18 protein-coding genes and 1 pseudogene are annotated in these 20,050 nt (G+C 71.8%); 9 read left to right on the top strand and 10 right to left on the bottom strand.

Features of this window, described 5'->3' with window-relative positions; genetic code table 11:
- Positions 1 to 8: 8 nt before the first annotated feature.
- Both NE235_RS18860 and NE235_RS18855 read right to left on the bottom strand, forming a co-directional pair.
- Positions 9 to 1,907, bottom strand: a complete 1,899-nt coding sequence (locus NE235_RS18860) for an ABC transporter ATP-binding protein (protein WP_252804814.1) — start codon at positions 1,905 to 1,907, stop codon at positions 9 to 11.
- Positions 1,908 to 1,984: 77 nt separating this feature from the next.
- Positions 1,985 to 3,718 carry an ABC transporter ATP-binding protein gene (locus NE235_RS18855; protein ID WP_252804694.1) on the bottom strand — a complete coding sequence of 578 codons (1,734 nt, stop codon included), beginning with the start codon at positions 3,716 to 3,718 and terminating at the stop codon, positions 1,985 to 1,987.
- A gap of 328 nt (positions 3,719 to 4,046) precedes the next feature.
- Here NE235_RS18855 and NE235_RS18850 point away from each other — a divergent pair, with 328 nt between their 5' ends.
- Positions 4,047 to 4,985 carry a hypothetical protein gene (locus NE235_RS18850; RefSeq protein WP_252804692.1) on the top strand — a complete coding sequence of 313 codons (939 nt, stop codon included), beginning with the start codon at positions 4,047 to 4,049 and terminating at the stop codon, positions 4,983 to 4,985.
- A gap of 127 nt (positions 4,986 to 5,112) precedes the next feature.
- Here the strand turns inward: NE235_RS18850 and NE235_RS18845 are convergent, their stop codons facing one another.
- Complete coding sequence (locus tag NE235_RS18845) at positions 5,113 to 6,108, bottom strand: aldo/keto reductase (RefSeq protein WP_252804690.1); 996 nt, start codon at positions 6,106 to 6,108, stop codon at positions 5,113 to 5,115.
- 165 nt (positions 6,109 to 6,273) lie between these two features.
- On the opposite strand from NE235_RS18845, the gene NE235_RS18840 reads away from it, so the two are divergent.
- Positions 6,274 to 7,215 carry a hypothetical protein gene (locus NE235_RS18840; protein ID WP_252804688.1) on the top strand — a complete coding sequence of 314 codons (942 nt, stop codon included), beginning with the start codon at positions 6,274 to 6,276 and terminating at the stop codon, positions 7,213 to 7,215.
- A gap of 124 nt (positions 7,216 to 7,339) precedes the next feature.
- Positions 7,340 to 8,296, top strand: a complete 957-nt coding sequence (locus NE235_RS18835) for a hypothetical protein (RefSeq protein WP_252804686.1) — start codon at positions 7,340 to 7,342, stop codon at positions 8,294 to 8,296.
- Between the two features lie 62 nt (positions 8,297 to 8,358).
- On the opposite strand, the gene NE235_RS18830 is transcribed toward NE235_RS18835, so the two are convergent.
- A complete protein-coding gene (locus tag NE235_RS18830; protein ID WP_252804684.1) occupies positions 8,359 to 10,401 on the bottom strand; it encodes a translocation/assembly module TamB domain-containing protein in 2,043 nt (680 codons plus the stop codon).
- Positions 10,402 to 10,506: 105 nt separating this feature from the next.
- Between NE235_RS18830 and NE235_RS18825 the strand changes: the two genes are divergently transcribed.
- Positions 10,507 to 11,004 carry an LURP-one-related/scramblase family protein gene (locus tag NE235_RS18825; RefSeq protein ID WP_252804682.1) on the top strand — a complete coding sequence of 166 codons (498 nt, stop codon included), beginning with the start codon at positions 10,507 to 10,509 and terminating at the stop codon, positions 11,002 to 11,004.
- 9 nt (positions 11,005 to 11,013) lie between these two features.
- On the opposite strand, the gene NE235_RS18820 is transcribed toward NE235_RS18825, so the two are convergent.
- The 3 genes from NE235_RS18820 to NE235_RS18810 all read right to left on the bottom strand — a co-directional run bounded on the left by NE235_RS18820 (position 11,014) and on the right by NE235_RS18810 (position 14,009).
- Complete coding sequence (locus NE235_RS18820) at positions 11,014 to 11,709, bottom strand: nucleoside triphosphate pyrophosphohydrolase (RefSeq protein ID WP_252804680.1); 696 nt, start codon at positions 11,707 to 11,709, stop codon at positions 11,014 to 11,016.
- Between the two features lie 84 nt (positions 11,710 to 11,793).
- Positions 11,794 to 12,744, bottom strand: coding sequence for a DNA polymerase domain-containing protein (locus tag NE235_RS18815; RefSeq protein WP_252804678.1), 951 nt, complete (start codon positions 12,742 to 12,744; stop codon positions 11,794 to 11,796).
- Between the two features lie 65 nt (positions 12,745 to 12,809).
- Entirely contained in the window at positions 12,810 to 14,009 is a 1,200-nt protein-coding gene (locus tag NE235_RS18810) for an MFS transporter (protein WP_252804676.1), read from the bottom strand.
- Positions 14,010 to 14,068: 59 nt separating this feature from the next.
- Here NE235_RS18810 and NE235_RS38260 point away from each other — a divergent pair, with 59 nt between their 5' ends.
- The 3 genes and pseudogenes from NE235_RS38260 to NE235_RS38700 form a co-directional block, all read left to right on the top strand.
- Positions 14,069 to 14,749 carry a hypothetical protein gene (locus NE235_RS38260; protein ID WP_252804674.1) on the top strand — a complete coding sequence of 227 codons (681 nt, stop codon included), beginning with the start codon at positions 14,069 to 14,071 and terminating at the stop codon, positions 14,747 to 14,749.
- On the top strand, positions 14,746 to 15,036 hold the full coding sequence (locus tag NE235_RS38255; protein ID WP_252804672.1) for an ArsR family transcriptional regulator: 291 nt from the start codon (positions 14,746 to 14,748) through the stop codon (positions 15,034 to 15,036). The genes NE235_RS38260 and NE235_RS38255 overlap by 4 nt, the downstream gene beginning before the upstream one ends.
- A 194-nt stretch (positions 15,037 to 15,230) precedes the next feature.
- A pseudogene (locus NE235_RS38700) lies at positions 15,231 to 15,422 on the top strand (epoxide hydrolase N-terminal domain-containing protein); the annotation flags it as partial.
- 23 nt (positions 15,423 to 15,445) lie between these two features.
- On the opposite strand, the gene NE235_RS18795 reads toward NE235_RS38700, so the two are convergent.
- Complete coding sequence (locus NE235_RS18795; RefSeq protein ID WP_252804670.1) at positions 15,446 to 16,117, bottom strand: FadR/GntR family transcriptional regulator; 672 nt, start codon at positions 16,115 to 16,117, stop codon at positions 15,446 to 15,448.
- A 23-nt stretch (positions 16,118 to 16,140) separates the two neighbouring features.
- On the opposite strand from NE235_RS18795, the gene NE235_RS18790 reads away from it, so the two are divergent.
- Both NE235_RS18790 and NE235_RS18785 read left to right on the top strand, forming a co-directional pair.
- A complete protein-coding gene (locus tag NE235_RS18790) occupies positions 16,141 to 17,391 on the top strand; it encodes a CynX/NimT family MFS transporter (protein WP_252804668.1) in 1,251 nt (416 codons plus the stop codon).
- Positions 17,392 to 17,435: 44 nt separating this feature from the next.
- Positions 17,436 to 18,359 carry an MBL fold metallo-hydrolase gene (locus NE235_RS18785; protein WP_252804667.1) on the top strand — a complete coding sequence of 308 codons (924 nt, stop codon included), beginning with the start codon at positions 17,436 to 17,438 and terminating at the stop codon, positions 18,357 to 18,359.
- Between the two features lie 10 nt (positions 18,360 to 18,369).
- Here the strand turns inward: NE235_RS18785 and NE235_RS18780 are convergent, their stop codons facing one another.
- Both NE235_RS18780 and NE235_RS18775 read right to left on the bottom strand, forming a co-directional pair.
- A complete protein-coding gene (locus tag NE235_RS18780) occupies positions 18,370 to 19,179 on the bottom strand; it encodes a M15 family metallopeptidase (RefSeq protein WP_252804665.1) in 810 nt (269 codons plus the stop codon).
- 47 nt (positions 19,180 to 19,226) lie between these two features.
- Positions 19,227 to 19,955 (bottom strand): SDR family NAD(P)-dependent oxidoreductase, encoded by a 729-nt coding sequence (locus NE235_RS18775; RefSeq protein WP_252804663.1) that lies wholly within the window; start codon positions 19,953 to 19,955, stop codon positions 19,227 to 19,229.
- Positions 19,956 to 20,050 lie beyond the last annotated feature (95 nt).

The raw sequence follows: 20,050 nt of genomic DNA, 5'->3' as shown, positions 1-20,050 counted from the left end.
GGGTTCCGTCAGTCGACCTCGGCGACGGCCTGGGCGAACTGCGCCTGGTACAGGCGGGCGTAGGCGCCCTCGGCCTTCAAGAGCTCGTCGTGGGTGCCCTGCTCGACGATGCTGCCGGACTCCATGACGAGGATCAGGTCCGCGTCCCGGATCGTCGACAGCCGGTGCGCGATCACGAAGCTGGTCCGTCCCTTGCGCAGGGAGTTCATCGCCCGCTGGATCAGCACCTCGGTCCGGGTGTCGACCGAGCTGGTCGCCTCGTCCAGGATGAGGATCGTGGGCCGGGCGAGGAACGCCCGGGCGATCGTGATCAGCTGCTTCTCGCCCGCGCTGACGTTGCCGCCCTCGTCGTCGATCACCGTGTCGTACCCGTCGGGCAGGTGCCGCACGAACCGGTCGACGTAGGTGGCCCGCGCCGCCTCCACGACCTCCTCGTCGGTGGCGTCCGCCTTCCCGTACGCGATGTTCTCGGCGATCGTGCCGCCGAACAGCCAGGCGTCCTGCAGCACCATGCCCGTCTTGGACCGCAGCTCCTCGCGGGTCATCGCGGCGACGTCCACGCCGTCGAGCAGGATCCGGCCGCCCGTGACCTCGTAGAACCGCATCAGGAGGTTGACCAGCGTGGTCTTGCCCGCGCCGGTCGGGCCGACGATGGCGACCGTCTGACCGGGCTCGACGGACAGGGACAGGTCCTCGATGAGCGGCGTGTCGGGGTTGTAGCGGAAGGAGACGTTCTCGAAGACCACCCGCCCGCGTACCTCCTCGGGCCGTACGGGCGTCTGCGGGTCCGGCTCCTGCTCGTCCGCGTCCAGCAGCGCGAAGACGCGCTCGGCGGAGGCGACGCCCGACTGCAGCAGGTTCGCCATGCTGGCCACCTGCGTGATCGGCTGGGTGAACTGCCGGGAGTACTGCACGAACGCCTGCACGTCGCCCAGGGACAGCGAGCCCGACGCCACCCGCAGGCCGCCGACGACCGCGACGAGGACGTAGTTCAGGTTCCCGATGAACATCATCGCCGGCTGGATCAGGCCGGAGATGAACTGCGCCCGGAAGCTGGAGGCGTACAGCGTGTCGTTGTGCTCCCGGAACGTCTCCAGGGACTCCTCCTGCCGGCCGAAGACCTTGACGAGGGAGTGCCCGGTGTACATCTCCTCGATGTGGCCGTTCAGCCGGCCCGTCGTCGCCCACTGCCTGATGAACTGGGGCTGCGCCCTCTTGCCGACCCTCCCCGCGACCAGCACCGAGACCGGCACGGTCACCAGCGCGATCAGCGCCAGCAGCGGTGAGATGACGATCATCATGGTCAGCACGCCGACGATGGTGAGCAGCGAGGTCAGCATCTGGCTGAGCGTCTGCTGCAGCGTCTGGGCGAGGTTGTCGATGTCGTTGGTGACCCGGCTGAGCACCTCACCGTGCGGCTGGCGGTCGAAGTAGCTCAGCGGCAGCCGCGCCAGCTTCAGCTCCGCCTGCTCGCGCAGCCGGAACATCGACCGCTGCACGATCGTCGTCGTCAGGCGCCCCTGCACCACGCCGAGGACCGCGGCGACCGCGAACAGCGCCAGCGCGATCAGCAGCACCATGCCGACCTTGCCGAAGTCGATGCCGTGGCCGGGCACGAAGTCCATCGAGTTCAGCATGTCCGCGAGGGTGCCGTGACCCGTGCTCCGCAGCCGGTCGACCACCTCGGCCTTGGTCCTCCCGGTGGGGAACCTGCGGCCGGTGATCCCGGCGAAGACCAGGTCGGTGGCGCGCCCGAGGATCTTCGGGCCCACCACGGTCGTCGCGACGCTCGCGACGGCCAGCAGGAGGGTCGCGGCGATCAGCGGCCGCTCCGGCCGCAGCATCCGCAGCAGCCGCCGGCTCGACCCGCGGAAGTTCAGCGACTTCTCGGTCGACTGCCCGGCCATGAACCGCGCCGGCCCGTGGGCCGGGCCGGACGGTCCCGGTCCGCGGCGGGGTACCGCGCGTTCGCCTGTCGGGGACGTCACGCCGCCTCCTGCTCGGTGAGCTGGGAGAGCACGATCTCCCGGTACGTTTCGTTGGTGTCCATCAGCTCGTGGTGGGTGCCGGCGCCGACGACGCGGCCCCCGTCGAGGACGATGATGCGGGTGGCGTGCCGGATCGTGGAGACCCGCTGCGCCACGATCACGACGGTCGCCTCGGCGGTCTCGGCGGTCAGCGCCCCCCGCAGGGCCGCGTCGGTCGCGTAGTCCAGCGCGGAGAACGAGTCGTCGAACAGGTAGATCTCCGGCCGGCGGACGAGCGCGCGGGCGATGGCGAGACGCTGACGCTGACCGCCGGAGACGTTCGTGCCGCCCTGGTCGATCTTGGCGTCCAGGCCGCCGTCCATCCGCTCCACGAAGTCCCTGGCCTGGGCGATCTCCAGGGCGTGCCAGAGGTCCTCGTCGGTGGCGTCCGGCTTGCCGTACCGCAGGTTGGAGGCGACCGTCCCGGAGAAGAGGTACGGCCGCTGGGGAACGAACCCGACCGCGTCCGAGAGCGTCACCGGGTCCAGCTCCCGCACGTCGACGCCGTCGACGAGCACCGAGCCGCCGGTCACGTCCATCAGCCGGGGGATGAGATTGAGCAGCGTCGTCTTGCCGCTGCCGGTGGAGCCGATGATCGCCGTGACCTCACCGGGCCGGGCGACCAGGTCGACCCCGGACAGCACGGGCGCCTCCGCGCCCGGGTAGCGGAACTCGACGTCCCGCAGCTCCAGGTGACCGTGCACGCCCAGGGCCCGCACCGGGTCCGCCGGCGGGACCACGCTGGACTCGGTCTCCAGGACCTCCTGGATGCGCTCCGCGCACACCTCCGCGCGCGGCACCATCATGAACATGAACGTCGCCATCATGACGGCCATCAGGATCTGCATCAGGTAGCTGAGGTACGCCGTCAGCGCGCCGACCTCCATCGACCCGCCGTCGATCAGATGGCCGCCGAACCACAGGACGGCCACGCTGGAGACGTTCATGATGAGCATCACGAAGGGGAACATCAGCGCCATCAGCCGGCCGGTCCCCAGCGACACGTCGAGCAGTTCGGCGTTGGCCGTGTCGAAGCGCCGCTGCTCGGGGACGTCCCGGACGAACGCGCGGATGACCCGCACACCGGTGATCTGCTCGCGCAGCACCCGGTTGATGGTGTCGATGCGCTCCTGCATGCGCCGGAACAGCGACCGCATCCGCGAGATGATCAGCAGGATCACCACGCCGAGCACCGGGACGACGACCAGTAGCAGCGAGGACAGCGAGAGGTTCTGGTTCAGCGCCAGCACGATGCCGCCGATGCCCATGATCGGAGCCGCGATCATGATGGTGAAGGTCATCAGGGCCAGCATCTGGACCTGCTGCACGTCGTTCGTGGTCCGCGTGATCAGCGAGGGCGTGCCGAACCTGCCCACCTCGCGGGCCGAGAACGACTGCACCCGCGTGAAGACGGCGGACCTGATGTCACGGCCGACGGCCATCGCCGTACGGGCGCCGAAGTAGACGGCACCGATCGAGCAGACGATCTGCACCAGGGACACGGCGAGCATGACGCCGCCGGTCTTCATGATGTAACCGGTGTCGCCCTTCACCACCCCCTGGTCGATGATGTCGGCGTTCAGGGTCGGCAGGTACAGATTGGCGAGTGTCTGCACCAACTGCAGCGCCACCACCAGGGCGAGTGGCCGGCGGTAGGGGCGCAAGTGGGCGCGAAGGAGTCGGATCAGCACACGGAACTCTCTCGGCAGGGGACGGCGGCAGAAGGCGCAGGGGCTCTACGGTGACAAACCACTTCGAGCACGTGCAACCGGAAAAATACCGGCCTGACGCGACGTCAGGGCCAATTCACCGGCCCGCCGGATCCATCGGCCAGGGACGGTCGCCGGCAGGGGCCGGAGCATCGGCCGTGGGCGGAGGCGAGCCCGGCCCACGCGATCCGTTACGCGTCTGTGACCGGCTCAGTACCTGCCGTCGTCATCGGGCGCGCGTCTACTGGGAAGGCATCGGCCGTCCCTGCCGATGCCCGGCCGGAGGGGAAGAACGGTGACCGCCAGGAAGATGACATTCAGGAAGCGGCGCTCCGCCGGCAAACCCGGCGGAACCCCGGCTCTCAAGGAACGTAAGCCCTGGTATAAGGGCCTGTCCGCCTGGACGAAGACGGCGATCGTCGGACCGGTGGCCGCGGCGGTCCTCGGAGCGGCGATTCTGAAGATCGTAGGACTCGCGGACGGCGGCGGTTCGCCGGCGAGTCCGAAACCCGACCCCCACAGCCCGGCCGTGATGATCAATCGCCTGCGCATGGAGCATCTTCCCGCCGAGGCATCGATGGCCACCGCCACGGTGGTCGGCGCCGCCGAGGTGGACCGGCTCAACAAGGAGAACGGGATCATCAGGGGAGACGCGTTCGACGAGGCCGGCGACCAGCGCCTGCGGGCGTTAGGCGCGGCCAACGTCGGCGTGGCCACCACGACGCTCGCGGTGACGGGAAATCGCAAAGGGGGAGTGCGGATCACCGATATCCGGGTGCTCGCTCAGTGCCAGAGCCCGCTCACCGGAACGCTGTTCTTCGCCCCGACCGAAGGCGGGGCGTACACGGCGAAGATCGGATTCAACCTCGACAGGCCCGCTCCGTCGGCCCAGAACGTCACCGGTGGCGGCGATGAAGGGGCGCCGAAGTTCACCGGCTCGTACTTCCTCGACCACGAATACGACCTGGCGCTGGGCGAGCCGGCCACTTTCGTTCTCACCGCGACCACGACCAGGTACTACTGCCGGTACCGCTACCGGTTCGAACTCCTCGTGAACGGTAAGCCCGCCACGCAGATCGTCCCCGACCACGGCGAGCCCTTGACGATCACGGCACCGGCCTACGAACTTTCGACCGCGCGAGGCGCGTACACGTTCTCCGCCTATCGAGCGCTCTATATATCGCCGATGCTGACGAACGGTAAGGCCACCGGCTGGTCCGCGGCCGATCCGGCGTCATACGTGTTCTGACGGCCCCGCCGCGCACGCACGCCCCGATCCAGCACGCCGCCGTGGGAAGGAGCGAGCCTCCCGTTGCCGGGACGGGGCGGCGCACCACACCCCGGCAACGGGAGGCCCATCACCCTGCCTCGCGGCCCTACCAGGCGAACGCCTCCGGCGCCGGGCCGGGTCCCGGGAAGATCTCGTCCAGGGACTTCAGGAACTCCTCCGACAGCTTCAGCGTGAGGGCCCGCAGTGCCGAGTCGAGCTGCTCGCGTGTGCGCGGCCCCACGATCGGCCCGGTCACGCCCGGACGGGTCAGCAGCCAGGCCAGGCCCACGTCACCGGGTTCAAAGCCGTGCTGCTCGCACAGGTCCTCGTACGCCTGGATCCGCTCCCGCTGCGCCGGGTCGGCCAGCGCCTCCGCGGACCGCCCGGACGTCGAACGGGCCGCGCCGCCCGCGCGCTCCTTACGGATCGCCCCGCCGAGCAGCCCACCGTGCAGCGGCGACCACGGGATCACGCCGAGCCCGTACGCCTCGGCGGCCGGGATGACCTCCATCTCCGCCCGCCGCTCCATCAGGTTGTACAGGCACTGCTCGCTGACGAGGCCGAGGGAGCCGCGCCGGGCCGCCTGCTCGTTCGCCCGGGCGATGCCCCAGCCCGGGAAGTTGGACGACCCGACGTACAGGATCTTGCCCTGCTGGACGAGGACGTCCATCGCCTGCCAGATCTCCTCCCACGGCGTCGCCCGGTCGATGTGGTGGAACTGGTAGACGTCGATGTGGTCCGTGCCGAGCCGGCGCAGGGACGCCTCGACGGCGCGGCGGATGTTGACCGCGGAGAGCTTGTCGTGGTTCGGCCACACCTCGCCGTCCGCGCCCATGTTCCCGTACACCTTGGTCGCCAGGACCGTCTTGTCCCGCCGGCCGCCGCCCTTGGCGAACCAGGTGCCGATGATCTCCTCGGTACGGCCCTTGTTCTCGCCCCAGCCGTAGACGTTGGCCGTGTCGAAGAAGTTGATGCCCGCGTCGAGCGCGGCGTCCATGATCTCGTGACTGTGGGGTTCGTCGGTCTGCGGCCCGAAGTTCATCGTGCCGAGCACCAGCCGGCTGACCTTGAGTCCCGTCCGTCCCAGATGTACGTAGTCCATCCACGCACTGAATCACCTAGAGCCCACTCCAACGCAAGTGCGCTTGTGCCCTCACTCACCGTTTCCAAGTCGTTACTTCTGGCGTGCGTCGATTGCCTTAAAGTGAGCGTCTTGTTACTGAGAGATGCGTAAAGCGTCTGCGGACGCGGGGCCGGGAGGGGAGCGATGACTCCGGCGAAGAAGCGTGTGACCGCCGTCGGCACCAAGGCCGGTGGAACCTCGGAGAAGCGCGCAGGGTGGTTCAAGGGGCTGTCCACGTGGAGCAAGACCGCACTCGTCGGGCCAGTGGTGGCCACCGTCGTCGGAGCGGCGATCCTGAAGATCGTGGGCCTCGCGGACGGCGGTGGTCCGGCGGCCGGTCCGAAGCCCGACCTCAAGGCCCCACCCGTACTGATCAATCGCCTCGGCATCGAGCACGTCGAGAGCGAGGCGTCGATGGCCACCGGCACCGTGATGAACGCGGCTCAGGTAGCCCGGCTCAATCAGCAGAACGGTTACAACAGGGACGTCTACAGCCCGGCCGGCGACCAGCGCCTGCGCGCGTTAGGAGCCGCGAACGTCAACGTATCGATGACCACGTTGGCGGTGACCGGCAACCGGGGAAGTCTGGTACGCGTCACCAACATCAGGGCGCTCGCACAATGCCAGGCCCCCCTCACCGGGACACTGTTCTTCTCCCCGACCGCCGGTTCGACGTACAGCGCCAAGATCGGGTTCGACCTCGACAAGCCGAATCCGTTCGCCCAGAACGTCGTCGACGATCCCACCGAGGAGACCCCACCAAGATTCACGGGCACCTACTTCCCGGACCATGAGTACGACCTCGCTCCGGGGGAGCCGGCCACCTTCGTGCTCACCGCCCGCACGACGAAGCATTACTGCCGGTACCGCTACCAGTTCGACCTGCTGGTGAACGGTAAGCCGGCCACGCAGGTCGTAGACGATCACGGCAGGCCCTTCGAGGTGACCGCTCAGGCATTCGCCTACTCGCGTGCGCGGGAGCGGACCGAATTCTCCTCCTACCGGGCGCTCTACGTGTCACCACTGCTGATGAACGGCCGAGCACAAGGCTGGTCCGCGGCCGACCCGGCGACCTTCACCTACTGAAAAGCCCTGCGTGCCGCGGGGGAGTTCACCGTTGCGCTGACGACGCAGCCACCGCGACGCCGGTGAGCGTCTTGTTACGGGGAGGCGGGCGGCGCACCATCGAGGCGGAGCCGGAGGAGGGAAGATGACGGTGAAGAAGAAAGGGGCGCCCGCTCGTAAGGCAGACGCGGGCCGGGCTTCGGACAAGCAGAAGAGCTGGTTCAAAAGCCTGTCGGCCTGGACCAAGACGGCACTCATCGGGCCCATCGCCGTCACGGTCCTCGGGGCGGCGATCCTGAAGGTCGTCGGTCTCACGGACGGTGGCGGTTCGACGCCCGCCACCTCCACCGGCCTGAAACTCGAGCCCAAGGCGCCGGCCATGATGATCAACCGTATCGGCATCGAGCACCTCGAGAGCGCGGCGTCGATGGCCACCGGCACCGTGATCAACGCCGCCGTGGTGGACCGGCTGAACGCCGCTGGGACGAACGTCTACAGCGAGGCCGGCGATGAGCGCCTGCGCGCGTTAGGCGCCGCGAACGTCAACGTGGAGACCGCCACGCTGGCGGTGACGGGAAACCGGAAGAACCTCGTCCGCATCACCGACATCAGAGCGCTCGCGCAATGCGAAGCCCGCTTGACGGGAACGCTCTTCTTCTCTCCCACCGCAGGCGAATCGCACAGCGCGAAGATCGGGTTCGATCTCGACAAGCCCAACCCCGTCGCCCAGAACGTCGTCGACAAGGGCGCCGGGCCCGAGTTCGTCGGCAACTACTTCCCGGACCACGAATACGACCTGGCTCCAGGGGAGCCGACCACCTTCGTCCTCACCGCGCGTACGACGAAGTACCACTGCCGGTACCGCTATCAGTTCGAGCTGCTCGTGGACGGCAAGCCCGCCACCCAGATCGTCGATTATCACGGCAGGCCCTTCGAAGTGACGGCACAGGCGTACACGTACTCGACCGCGCAGCACGATTCGGACTTCTCCGCCTACCAGGCCCTCTACGTGACCCCGTTCGTGGCGGACCTCTCACCAGCGGTGACGACCGTCCATGAAGGCGGCTGGTCCTCGGCGGACCCGGCCCACTTCACGTTCTGACCGGCGAGCGCGGTGTTCCCGGCCTCCGCGGCGAGGTTCGGCACGCCTCTCCCATAGGCGGGTCAGCGGCGGGTGATGACGCGGGCGGCGCCGGCGGCGATCGTGGTGGCGAGGACCCAGCCGGCGGCGACCAGGATGTAGGAGAACCACTGCTGCGCGCCCGCCGGGTTGAAGGCGTTCTGCTGGCCCAGGTCGACGATGGGGAGCAGCAGGTCGAGGGTGTACATGACGGGGTTGAAGTGCGGGGCCTCACCGGCCTTCAGCGGTGCGGGAGGTGCGAACCCGTAGACGACGCTCCCCACCATCAGCAGGAGGGCGAGCCAGGCCACGGCCCGCCAGGATCGGTAGCCATAGCCGACCGCGGCGTCCTGGAGGAAGCTCCACACGCGGCCGACACGCGACATCGTGCGCCGCTGGTGCAGTTCGCGGGCGTACAGCACCCGGCGGGCCTGGCCCGGCTGGCCGATGCGGGCGTAGAAGGCGGCCAGCTGCTCGTACGGCTGCGGCGGGCAGCCACCGGGGTCCCGGGACAGCCACGTCAGCCGTTCGGCGGCGGACAGGCGCGGCTCCAGGGCGTCGTACGTGAACCCGTCGAGGCTCAGCGCGGACGGCCAGTGGTCCGGATCGTCGCGCAGCACCCCCACGCGGGCGTGGTCGAGCTGGACGGCGCCCTCGACCGGGCCGGTCAGTGTCAGCTCGCCGACGGTGATCGTGCGGGCGTCCAGGGCGACGCCGTCGCCGGGAGGAACGAACCGTACGCGGTCGAGTATCAGTTCCCGGCCGATCCGGGCGCCCGTCAGCTTCACCCGGCCCTCGACCGTCATGCGGTGGCAGAACACGTCCGCGCCGATCTCGGTGCGGGACAGCCGCAGCGCGATGCCGGACGCGCTCAGCCGGGCGTCGGCCAGCGTCATCCGGCCGCTGATCCGCGCGGTGCGGATCAGCACCGCGCCCCGGGCCTCCAGCCCGCGCATCACGAGCGTCCCCGTGGTGACGCCGTCGGCGTCCAGAGCGGTGTCGTCCGGGCCGTCGCCGAGCCGGGCGTCCCTGAGGGTGACCCGGCGGGCGATCTCCGCGCCGGCCATGATGACCACGCCGCGCGCCGTGAGCCCGTCGGCGTCCAGATCGGCCATCGAGGCCCGCGCGACGTTCAACGCGGTGCCACCCGGGGTGTCCAGCCGCGCGCCGGTGAGCGTGAGGTTGCCGCCGAGGCGGGCGCCGACGAGCCGTACCGCGCCCTCGGCGGAGAAGCCGCGATGGCACCACACGCCCCCGTCGACGGCCAGGCCGCCCGCGGTGAAGGCATCCCCGCCGGGATTGCTCAACCGGGCGGCCGCCAGATCGATCCAGCCGGCGATCCGCGCGTTCTGCAGCCCGAACCGCCCGGTCACCGTCGCCGCCCGCACGGCGAGCCAGCCGTCGATGGTCAGGTTGCTCCCGTCGAGGGCCCGGCCGCCGGGGCAGCTCAGCCGGGCGCGGATCAGGGACATCGAGCCGGTGAGCCGGGCGCCGCGCAACCGTACGGCGCCGTCGGCCGTGAAGCCCTCGTCGCATTCGACGTTGCCGTCGACGGTCATCCCGTCGGCCGCGAGCGCGACCCCGGCGTCGTCCGCGCCCACGGTCGCGCCGCGGAGGAACACCTCGCCGGTGACCTTCGCCCGGTCGAGGCGCACGCCGCGTTCGATCCGGCTCTGCTGGAGATTCAGGATGCCGTCGAGGCGCAGCCGGGCGCCGTTGAAGGCCGGCAGTCGGCTGCCGGTGATCCGCACCGTCCTCGTGCTCGCCTCGACGAACCGCAGCGGCTCCTCGAAGTGGCAGCCCTCGCACACCAGCGCGTACTCGACCGACGCGCCCATCAGGTCCAGCCGCCCGGTCACCCGCGCGCCGCGGAGCCGCAGCGCCGGATGGTGCCCCGGTTCCGCGCCGGCGGCGCCGAGCAGCAGCGCCCGGATCACCTCCGCGTCGACCGTGCGCTCCGGGCCCCACGACGTGCCACCGGCCACGTCGTCCGCGCCGGGATCGCCGGCGCGCAGGTCCGCCCAGTCCCCGGTGCGGGACATCCGCCAGACGAGCTTCTCGGCCTCGGTCAAATGATCAAGCGACACGGGCCCATTCTCCGGGCGTATCACCGGAAAAGCCACCCGATTCCGAGTGAGTGACCGGCAGCGAGGCGGGGATCCTCCCGGCGAGGGACCGACCGAGGAGGCACCGTGAAGTTCATGATGCGCGAACGCATGTTCAGCATCGGCGACGACTTCTGGATCGAGGACGAGGCGGGCGACCGCGTGTTCCTCGTCGACGGTAAGGCGCTGCGGCTGCGCCAGACGTTCGAGCTGAAGGGGCCGGGCGGGGAGGTCCTCGCCGTCATCCGCAAGAAGATGGTCAGCATCCGCGACACCATGCTCGTCGAACGCGACGGGGATACCGTCGCGAAGGTGCACAAGAAGCTGTTCAGCCCGCTCCGCCACAAGATGGTGGTCGAGCTCGCCGACGGGCAGGAGTGGACCGCGACCGGCGACCTCATCGAGAAGAACTACCGGATCGAGTCCGACCAGGGCGTCGTCGCGCAGACCTCCCGCAAGTGGTTCCGCATCCGCGACACGTACGGCATCGAGGTGGACCACCCCGACGTCCCGCTCGTCCTCGCCGTCGCCGTCGCGGTCGACGAGCTCGCCGAGGACGACCGGCACCGGGACGAGGGCGACTGAACGGCGCCCTCAGCGTCGCTCGGGACGGCGGAGCACGTGACGCCGCTCGAACGCCCCGTTGCGGGCGGCCTTGGCGGCACGGAGCCGCTCCAGCTCGCCGGCCGTGACGCCGCGCGCGGCGGCGAGGGCGTAGACCACTTCCAGGAGGTCGGCGAGCTCCTCGGCGTCTCCGGACGCCGCGAACTCCCCGGCCTCCTCGTACAGCTTCGCCCGCAGCAGCATGAGGTACTCCCCGTCCCCGGCGGCCCGCACGTCCGGGTCGCGGCCGTCGGCGCGGATGAGATCCGGCACCCGGTCCCGTACGAGCTTCTCCAGCCGGCCCGGCCCGTCCGGGGTCCGGTGGGTCAGGCCTCCCTCACGACGGTCGATCGCCTGCACCCACTTCACCGCGACGGCGGCGGTCTGGATCAGCTCCGTGCGCAGGGCCTGCGGGTCGTCCTCCGCCAGCGCCTCGCAGAACTCCTCGGCGAGGATGTGCCGCCAGGTCAGCCGGGCGCCGGCCCACGCCTCCCGGCAGTCGCGCTTGGCGGCGTCGGCCGCCGCCACGTGCTCGGTCCCGGTACCGTCGGGGAGGTCCTGCACCCCCCACATCGCGTCCTGCGCCGCGCGTTCGGCGGCGACGTCCGCGAGAACCCGGTCGAGGGAGGACGGAACACCGGAGTCCCCGGCGGACGGGTCACCGTACGGCTGGTCGGCATCACTCATGGACCCAGTCTGGCCCGGCGGGCGGCCGTCAGGCGCCGGAACGCCGGGCCCGGGGCACAGCGCTACCGGCCTGGCGGGCGGCGGTCACGCGCCGGAACGGCGGGCGCGGGCCCGGCGCTTTCCCTCGTGCATCGCCTGGACCCGGGCGACCGGGATCGTACGGCCCTCGGCGACCAGGCCTGGATCGAGCGGCTGCGGAGCGGGCATCCACGCGGACCACGGGTCGCCGTCGGCGAGCAGGCGGGGCGCGGTCCGCATGGTGAAGTCCGCCGGCGTCACCTCGTCCAGGTCCTCCCACGCGACGGGGAACGAGACGGGCACCCCCGGCCGTACGCGCGGGCTGTAGACGGCCACCACGGTCGCGCCGCCCGCGCGGGTCGAGTCGATGAACACCTTCCCGCCGCGGTCCTCCCGGATGAAGGCCGTGGTGGCGAGGGCCGGGTCCAGGCGTTCGGCGCGCGCCCCGATCGCCCGGGTCGCCGCGGCGGCCTCCTCCGCGGTCACCCGCCCGTCGACCGGGACGAACACGTGAACGCCCTTGGCGCCGCTGGTCTTGACCACGCCGGTGAGGCCGGCGTCCGTGAGGACCTCGCGGACGAGGCGGGCCGCGCGCACGGCGAGGCCGAACGCCCCGGCGTCCGGCGGGTCGAGGTCGAGCACGAGGTGGGTGACCTGATCGCCGCGCAGGAGCGCCGGGTGGTACTCGACGGCGCGCTGGTTGGCGAACCACAGCAGCGTCCGGCGGTCGTCGCAGACCGCGTACGTCACCTCGCGATGGGACGCCTCCGCCCACACCCGGACGGACGGGATCCACGACGGGGCGTACTTCGGGAGGTTTTTCTGCATGAACGGCCGCTGGCCGCGCAGTGCCCGGATCACCGACAGCGGACGTTCCCGCAGGTGCGGGATGATCCGGTCGGCGACCGCGTCGAGGTAGTCCACCAGCTCCCGCTTGGTCGCGTCCGCCCCCTCGAAGAGGGGCTGGTCCAGGTTGGTCAGCGCCACCCCGTCCCGCTGCTCGCCGTCTCCGCTCATCGCACCATCCTCCGCCGTCCCGGGCGGAGTCGTCCATGCCCGCGCCGGGAGCCGCCATGCCGGCGTCAGGCGACCGGCTCCGGAGAGCCCTCCGATACGGGCGTCGGCTCACGGCGCAGCCCGGGGGCGAGCAGGATCGTCACCGTCACGGAGGCCACCGCCATCACGGCCATCGCCGTCGCGGGGGAGACGTGCTGGGCGACCGCTCCGGCGAGGGCAGCGCCGACGCCCTGCAGGGTGAGCATGCCGGCGGAGTGCAGGCCCAGCGCCTGCCCGTGGACGTCCTTCGGCGTCAGGGCCATGAGGCGGTCCTGCAGCAGCAGGGTGGCCGAGTATCCGATGGAGGCGAGCGCGACCGCGGCCACGGCGACGCCGAGGCCGGGGTGCGCGGCGAAGACGAGGTACGGGGCGGCGAGCAGCAGGCGCAGCGGCGCGTCGAGCCGCCGCCGCCACCCCGGCGGAACGAACCGGCCGGTCAGCGTGTCACCGAGCAGCATCCCCCCGGCCGCGAACGCGAACAGCAGTCCCGCGTGCCGCGGCGCGTACGGGACGAACAGCGACTCGCAGCCGACGATCAGGCCGTTCGGCACCCACAGGGCGAGGTAGACGTACCGGCGGGGCGGCGAGGACCACAGCCGCGCGTTCGTCCGCCACGTCGCGGTGATCGACGGTCGCCCCGCCGCCCGTGGCGGGCGGGCGGTGAGGCCGGACCGGGCGACGGCCGCCGTGACGAGGTACAGGGCGGCGCCGGTCAGCAGCGTGCCGCGCGGGGACAGGGCCGTCACCAGCCCGCCGCCCACGGCGTACCCGCAGATCTGCATGGTCCCGACCGACATGTTCAGCACCGAACGGCCGAGCAGGTAGCCCTCACCGGGGACGATCTCGCTGAGCAGCCCGTACCGGACCCCGCCGCCCACCGAACCCACCAGCCCCAGCAGCATGATCACGGCGAAGACGGCCCACAGCGGCAGGCCCGGGACGGCCAGGACGGCGGTGCCCGCCCCGAAGGCCAGCGCCAGGCCCGTCGTCGCGGCGCGGGGCGGCAGCCGGTCGGCCGCCGACAGCAGCGCCGTCGCCCCGATCACCTGGGCCAGTGACGGGCCGAACATGCTGAGCGCGGACAACAGCGGGGAGCGCGTCGCCGCGTAGACGAGCGTGCCCAGGGCCAGGCCGCTCACCGTGGACGCGGCGACCTGGATCGACGCGGTCGCGAACAGCGGAGCGAACTCGGGCGTGCGGAAGAGCCCTCGGTAGGTGGTCGGCATGATCGGGAGTCTCACGCCCGGCGGGCTGGGCCCGTTAATGTTTCGCGGGGAGGCGAAACGTGGGCTGGTGGCGGCTCGGCACGGACACGCTGGCGGAGAGCCGGTTCGTCGTCTCGGCGCTGGCCGAGACCACCGCGAGCCTCCTCTCCCTGCACAAGAACGAGGCCGCGCACCCTGGCGAGCGGGCGTGGCTCGACGCGCATCTGCCCGCCTACCGGGCCCACCTGGCCGCCGACCCGGTCACCGCGCTGCTGGTGCGGTCGGCGCTGCGCCCCGGCTGGATCGCCGACTTCGTGGTCCCCCCGCCCTCCGGCGCCGCGCATTCGGCCTTCCACGACGAACTGGTACCGATCCGTCAGGCGCCCGCCGACCAGGTCCAGCGAGATCTCGAGGTGGCGCTCCAGGGCCCCGTCCCGGCGAAACTCCGCCGGACGGACCTGGCCGGGCGTTTCGCGGACCTGCTCGAGTGGTCGTGGACGGAGCTGGTCCGGCCGGACTGGGCCCGGCGCCGGCGCGTCATCGAGGCCGACGTCGTCGCGCGGACCGCACAGCTCGGCCGGGCCGGATGGGCCGCCGCCTTCGACGCGATGCGCCCGGGGATGCGCTGGCTGGGGGAGGGCCGCCTGCAGATCAACCGGCAGGATCGCCCCCCCAGGACCTGTTCGGGACGCGGCTGCTGTTCGTCCCGGTCACGCCCGGCGTCGGCTGGGTCTCCCGGAGGTCCGAGCGCCATGCCGTGATCTACCCGTGCTCCGGCGTGCTGGCCGACCTGGAGCCGGTCCCGGTGCCCGACGCGTTGGGGGCGCTGCTCGGACCCGCTCGGGCGCGGGTCCTCGTCCTCCTGGACACCCCCAAGACCACGACACAGCTGGTCGCCCTGACCGGACAGGGACTCGGCTCGGTCGGCCGCCACCTGCGGATCCTGCTGGACGCCCGGCTCGTCCGGCGCAGGCGCGCCGGACGAGCCGTTCTCTACGACCGCACCGCCGCCGGCGAGGTCCTCATCCGCGCCCAGGCGCCCCGATGACGGCGGCGGGGTGTCAGGTCCCGGTCCGCAGGGGGCGGAAGAAGGCGCGCAGGTCGGCGGTCACCTGCGGGTGTAGGGGCCGTCCGGGAGTTCGGAGAACAGGAAGCCGGGCAGCGAGGGGATCACGACGTCGAAGGCGTCGGCGGGGTCACCGCCGTACGCGGCCGGGTCGGCGAGGCGCCGACTGGGCTGACGCGTTCGACTGGCGCGCCGCCGGGACGGCGCTGAACTCCTTCCCCCACCACCTCGCCGAGGTCGCCGGCCGGCGGGTCCACTTCGTGCACGTACGCGGCGTGCGCCCCGAGGGCGGGCCGGAACCGCTCCCGCTGGTCCTGACGCACGGCTGGCCGAGCAGCTTCGTCGAGATGCTGCCCGTGGCTACGTGACGAGCTCGCGCAGGTAGCCGGGGTCAGGGGTCGGAGCGGTGGGCGGTGTGGGAGGCGGCCTCGGCGGTGGCCGTGGCGGCGTCCTCCGCCCGGATGGCGTCGAGCAGGCGGGAGTGGTCCATGTAGCCCTCGGGCGAGAGTTCGGCGCCGAAGTGCTCGCGCAGGGAGTCCCGGATGACCTGGCCGAGGTCGGCGTACAGCTCGGCCAGCACCTCGTTGTGGGACGCGGCGACGACCGCCAGGTGGAAGGCCGCGTCCGCGTCGACGAAGGCGTCCCGGTCGCCGGACGCCCAGGCCTTCTCCCGCCGGGCCAGGAGCGTGTCGAGGCGCCGCAGGTCCTCGTCCGTGCGCCGTAGGGCGGCCATCCCCGCCGCGGCTGCCTCCAGGGCGCCCCGTACCTCGATGACGTCGCGCCCGCCGACCTCGGCGAAGCGGCGCTGCATCACGCCGGACAGCTCGCTGGTCGCGACGACGTAGGTGCCGGAGCCCTGGCGGATGTCCAGCATCCCGTTGTGCGCCAGCGCCCGTACGGCCTCCCGGACGGTGTTGCGGGCGACGCCCAGCTGCTCCACCAGCTCCGGTTCGGTGGGGATGCGCGAACCGACCGGCCAGGCGCCGGAGGTGATCTGCTGCCGCAGCCGGGCGATCACCTCGTCCGAGAGCGCGCCCCGTCGGGGGACTGGTGCGAGATTCATCCTATGATTCTACGATTAGCGCTATGTCGAATCATGAGGCGGTTCGTCCGCATTGTGGCGAACCGTCGCAGGGCCTCGCCGCGTCGCCGCTCCCCGGACGCGGCCTGGCGATCGTGGCCCTGGTCCTCGCCGCGCTCAACCTGCGCCCCGCCGTCACCAGCCTGGGACCCGTGCTCGAGGAGGTGCGCTCCGCGCTCGGGATGAGCGGCACCGTCGCCGGGCTGCTCACCTCACTGCCTGAGGTGTGCTTCGCGCTCGTCGGATTCGCGGCGCCACGGCTGGCCCGCCGGTACGGCGCGGATGGGGTCATCGCCATCGGGGCCGTGGCGCTCACGCTCGGCCAGGTCGTGCGGCCCTTCGCGTCGGGTACGGCCGTCTTCATCGTGCTCAGCGCCGTCGCGCTGGCCGGCATCGCGGTGACGAACGTGCTGCTGCCGGTGGTGGTCAAGCAGCGGTTCCCCGACCGGGTCGGCGCGATGACCGGCGTGTACTCCATGGCCCTCAACGTCGGCGCCTGCGCCGCCGCGGCCGGAACGGTCCCGCTGGCCCGGGCGCTCGGCGGGCGGTGGGAGGCCGGTCTGGGCTCCTGGACGGTCCTCGCCGTCCTCGCCGTTCCCGCCTGGTTCCTCCTCGGCCGGCGGCGCGGCGAGCCGGCCGTTCCCGCGCCGGGCCTCGCACTCGGCGCGCCGGAGGCCGCGCCCGGTGTGCGCATCTCCCGCAGCCCCACCGCCTGGGCGCTCGCGGTGTTCTTCGGCCTGCAGGCCGGCGGCGCGTACGTCATCATCGGCTGGCTGCCGCAGATGTTCCGCGACGCCGGGCTGTCGGCGGAGGCCGCGGGCCTGCTCTTCGCGGTCACCTCCCTGCTCAGCGTGCCCCTGGCCTATCCGCTGTCCGCGCTCGCGGGCCGCCTGCGGAGCCAGAGCGGCCTGGCGGCGGGGCTCGCCGTGTGCGGTCTGGCCGGATTCGCCGGGCTGTGGGCCGCTCCGGCCGGCGCGGCCTGGCTGTGGGCACTGCTGCTCGGCCTGTCCAACACCGCCTTCCCGCTGGCCCTGGCCATGATCGGGATGCGGGGCCATGACGGCCCGACGGTGACCCGGCTGTCGGCCTTCGCGCAGAGCACCGGCTACCTCATCTCGATCCCGGTGCCGATCCTCGTCGGGGTGCTCTACCAGCACAGCGGCGGCTGGCGGACGCCGCTGGCGCTCATGGTCGTCCTCATGGTGCTGCAGCTCGCCGCCGGCCTCCTCGCGGGCCGTGACCGCCGGATCGGCTGACCCCGCTCGTTAGGATCGGCCGGACGCGGAGCGAGGAGGAGACGATGGCCGACGGCGCGGAGCCGCGACTGACCGAGGTGGCGCCGGGCGTGCACGCCTGGCTGCAGCCGGACGGCTCCTGGTGGATCAACAACGCCGGGGCCGTGCAAGGGACCGACGGGGTGATCCTCGTGGACACCTGCGCGACGGCCGAGCGCACCCGGCGGTTCCTCGCGGCGCTCGGCGCGGCGATCGGCGGGGCTCCCGTGCGGATGGCGGTGAACACCCACTTCCACGGCGACCACGCCTACGGCAACGCGCTGCTCCCCGGCTCCGCCGTGATCGTCGGGCACCGGGCGACCCGTGAGGAACTCCTGGCGGACTTCATCCTGCGGTCCACCCCGCCGATCTGGTCGCCGTCCCCCGACTGGGGCGTCACGGACATCCGGCCGCCGACGGTCGTCCTCGACGACGCCCTGACCCTGTACGCGGGCGAGCGGCGGATCGAACTCCGGCACCCGGGCCACCCCGCCCACACGCCCGGGGACGTGGTCGCGTGGCTGCCGGACGAGCAGGTGCTGTTCACCGGCGACCTGATCTTCCACGACGTGACGCCCCTGGTCCTGATGGGGTCCGTCGAGGGGGCGCTGCGCTCCCTGGACTGGCTGGCCGCCTTCGGCGCCCGTACGGTCGTGCCCGGCCACGGGGCGCTCATCACCGGCGACCTCGCGCCCGTCCTCGCCGCGCACGAGGCGTACTACCGGCTCATCCTCGACACCGCGCGGCGCGGCCGGGCGGAGGGGCTCACCCCGCTGCAGGCCGCCCGCGCGTGCGACCTCGGGCCGTTCGCCGGGTGGCCGGACCGGGAACGGCTCGTCCTCAACCTGCACCGCGCGTACGCGGACGCGGAAGGCGGCGACCTCGATCTGATCGCCGCCTTCACCGACGCCATCGACTACAACGGCGGCCCGCTCCGCTGCGCCGTCTGAGCGGCGCGGCTCACCTCCGTCCGGACAGCGAGGCGCGCGAGACCGGGAAGTCGAAGTACGTGTTCGGGAACGTCTCGGGCTTGTAGGTGTAGTGCCACCACTCCTCGGCGAGGTTCACGAACCCGGCGGCCTCCATGGCGTGCTTCAGCAGCAGCCGGTTCGCGTGCTGCGCGCCCTTGATCCGCGGGTCGAGAGTGTGCGCGAGCGTGTCGAAGCAGTCGAACCCGGTGCCCATGTCGATCGAGTTGTCCGGGAACCGCTCGGACCGCGGCGCGTAGCAGGGCACGAGCCGCTGCCCAGGGTGGTACGGCAGCGTCGGCCGCGCGGGCAGCTTCACGACGGTGAGGTCCATCGTGCTGCCCCGGCTGTGGCCGGACTTCTCGGCGATGTAGCCGTCCGCGAACAGCCGCGACTTGTCGACACGCGGATAGAACTCGGCCTTCATCTGGGTGGCCTTCGGATCCTCGGCCCACTTCACGAAGTCGTTCACCGCCCGCTGCGGGCGGTAGCAGTCGTACACCTTCAGCGAGTAGCCCCGGCGCAGCAGCTTCCGCTGCACATCGTGCAGGGCACGGGCCGCCGTCCTGGTCAGGATGCAGATCGGCTGGCGGTACCCGTTGATCGGCCGCCCGACGAAGTTGTGCCTCGTCGGGTAGCGCATCTCCTGAATGATCGTCGAGTCGACGTCGCTCAGCGCGACGAACTGCTTGGGAGCCTTCGGCTCCGTACGCGCCTGCGCCGCCGGGGACGCGACGGACACGGCCAGCAGCGCCGCGAGCGCGACGGTCAGGCGGCGCAGAACGGTGGCGGATCTCAGCATCCCTCTGGCCTATCAGGTCGGCGCGCCAGACGGAACCCTCCCATCGCTCAGCCGAACCGGCCACTGAGCGAACGGAACACGCCCGGCGCCGCGCCCCGCAGGCGGGAGGGCAGGCGGAGCCAGCACGGCACGTAGCACTCCGCGCGGTCCCGTTCGACCGCGGCGACGACGGCCCGCGCGACCCGCTCGGGCGGGACCGGCCGGGGCCACCGGCGGGCGTACGGCCGGCCGCGCCGGGCGAAGAACGGCGTGTCCACGACGCCCGGCAGCACCACCGACACCCCCACGCCGCGTACCTCCTGGCGGAGGCCCTCCGCGAAGACGATCAGCCCGGCCTTGGTCGCGGAGTACACCGCCTCCTCCCGTACGCCGACGGCGCCGGCGATGGACGACACGAACACGACGTGGCCGCAGCCCCGCTCGACCATGCCGGGCAGCAGGAGCCGGGTCAGCTGAATCGGCGCGGTGAGATTGACCGCGGCCAACCGGTCGACGGCCTTGCCCGGCATGCGGGTCAGCGGCCCGGCCCACCCCGCGCCGGCGTTGCTCACCAGGACGTCGACCGGCCCGGCGCGCGAGGCCAGCCGGGCGACGTCCCAGGTCAGGTCGACCGCGATCACCCGCCCCCCGGTCTCGGCGGCCACGGCGTCGAGCCGCCGCCGGTCCCGCCCCGCCAGGACGAGCCGGGCCCCGGCCCGCGCCATCTCCCGCGCGGTCGCCGCCCCGATCCCCGAGGACGCCCCGGTGATCAGCACCCGCGCCCCGCTCAGCCGCATGCCTCAACCGTTCCCCGAGCGTGTGCGACTGACCCCGGCGTTCGCCGCCGGCTCAGGTTTCGTGATCGGTGGAGGGACACACCGCACCATCTGGG

Source organism: Actinoallomurus spadix, from assembly GCF_024055725.1.
Lineage (GTDB): Bacteria > Actinomycetota > Actinomycetes > Streptosporangiales > Streptosporangiaceae > Actinoallomurus > Actinoallomurus spadix.
This window is presented reverse-complemented; position numbering and strand designations above follow the sequence as displayed.

What these genes read in the sequence shown, in the direction of transcription:
- NE235_RS18845 (WP_252804690.1), bottom strand. Translation starts at nt 6,108, where the DNA reads ATGGACTACGTACATCTGGGACGGACGGGACTCAAGGTCAGCCGGCTG.
- NE235_RS18840 (WP_252804688.1), top strand. Translation starts at nt 6,274, where the DNA reads ATGACTCCGGCGAAGAAGCGTGTGACCGCCGTCGGCACCAAGGCCGGT.
- NE235_RS18775 (WP_252804663.1), bottom strand. Translation starts at nt 19,955, where the DNA reads ATGCGGCTGAGCGGGGCGCGGGTGCTGATCACCGGGGCGTCCTCGGGG.
- NE235_RS18810 (WP_252804676.1), bottom strand. Translation starts at nt 14,009, where the DNA reads ATGCCGACCACCTACCGAGGGCTCTTCCGCACGCCCGAGTTCGCTCCG.
- NE235_RS18790 (WP_252804668.1), top strand. Translation starts at nt 16,141, where the DNA reads ATGTCGAATCATGAGGCGGTTCGTCCGCATTGTGGCGAACCGTCGCAG.
- NE235_RS18780 (WP_252804665.1), bottom strand. Translation starts at nt 19,179, where the DNA reads ATGCTGAGATCCGCCACCGTTCTGCGCCGCCTGACCGTCGCGCTCGCG.
- NE235_RS18785 (WP_252804667.1), top strand. Translation starts at nt 17,436, where the DNA reads ATGGCCGACGGCGCGGAGCCGCGACTGACCGAGGTGGCGCCGGGCGTG.
- NE235_RS18835 (WP_252804686.1), top strand. Translation starts at nt 7,340, where the DNA reads ATGACGGTGAAGAAGAAAGGGGCGCCCGCTCGTAAGGCAGACGCGGGC.
- NE235_RS18815 (WP_252804678.1), bottom strand. Translation starts at nt 12,744, where the DNA reads ATGAGCGGAGACGGCGAGCAGCGGGACGGGGTGGCGCTGACCAACCTG.
- NE235_RS18820 (WP_252804680.1), bottom strand. Translation starts at nt 11,709, where the DNA reads ATGAGTGATGCCGACCAGCCGTACGGTGACCCGTCCGCCGGGGACTCC.
- NE235_RS18850 (WP_252804692.1), top strand. Translation starts at nt 4,047, where the DNA reads ATGACATTCAGGAAGCGGCGCTCCGCCGGCAAACCCGGCGGAACCCCG.
- NE235_RS18860 (WP_252804814.1), bottom strand. Translation starts at nt 1,907, where the DNA reads ATGGCCGGGCAGTCGACCGAGAAGTCGCTGAACTTCCGCGGGTCGAGC.
- NE235_RS18795 (WP_252804670.1), bottom strand. Translation starts at nt 16,117, where the DNA reads ATGAATCTCGCACCAGTCCCCCGACGGGGCGCGCTCTCGGACGAGGTG.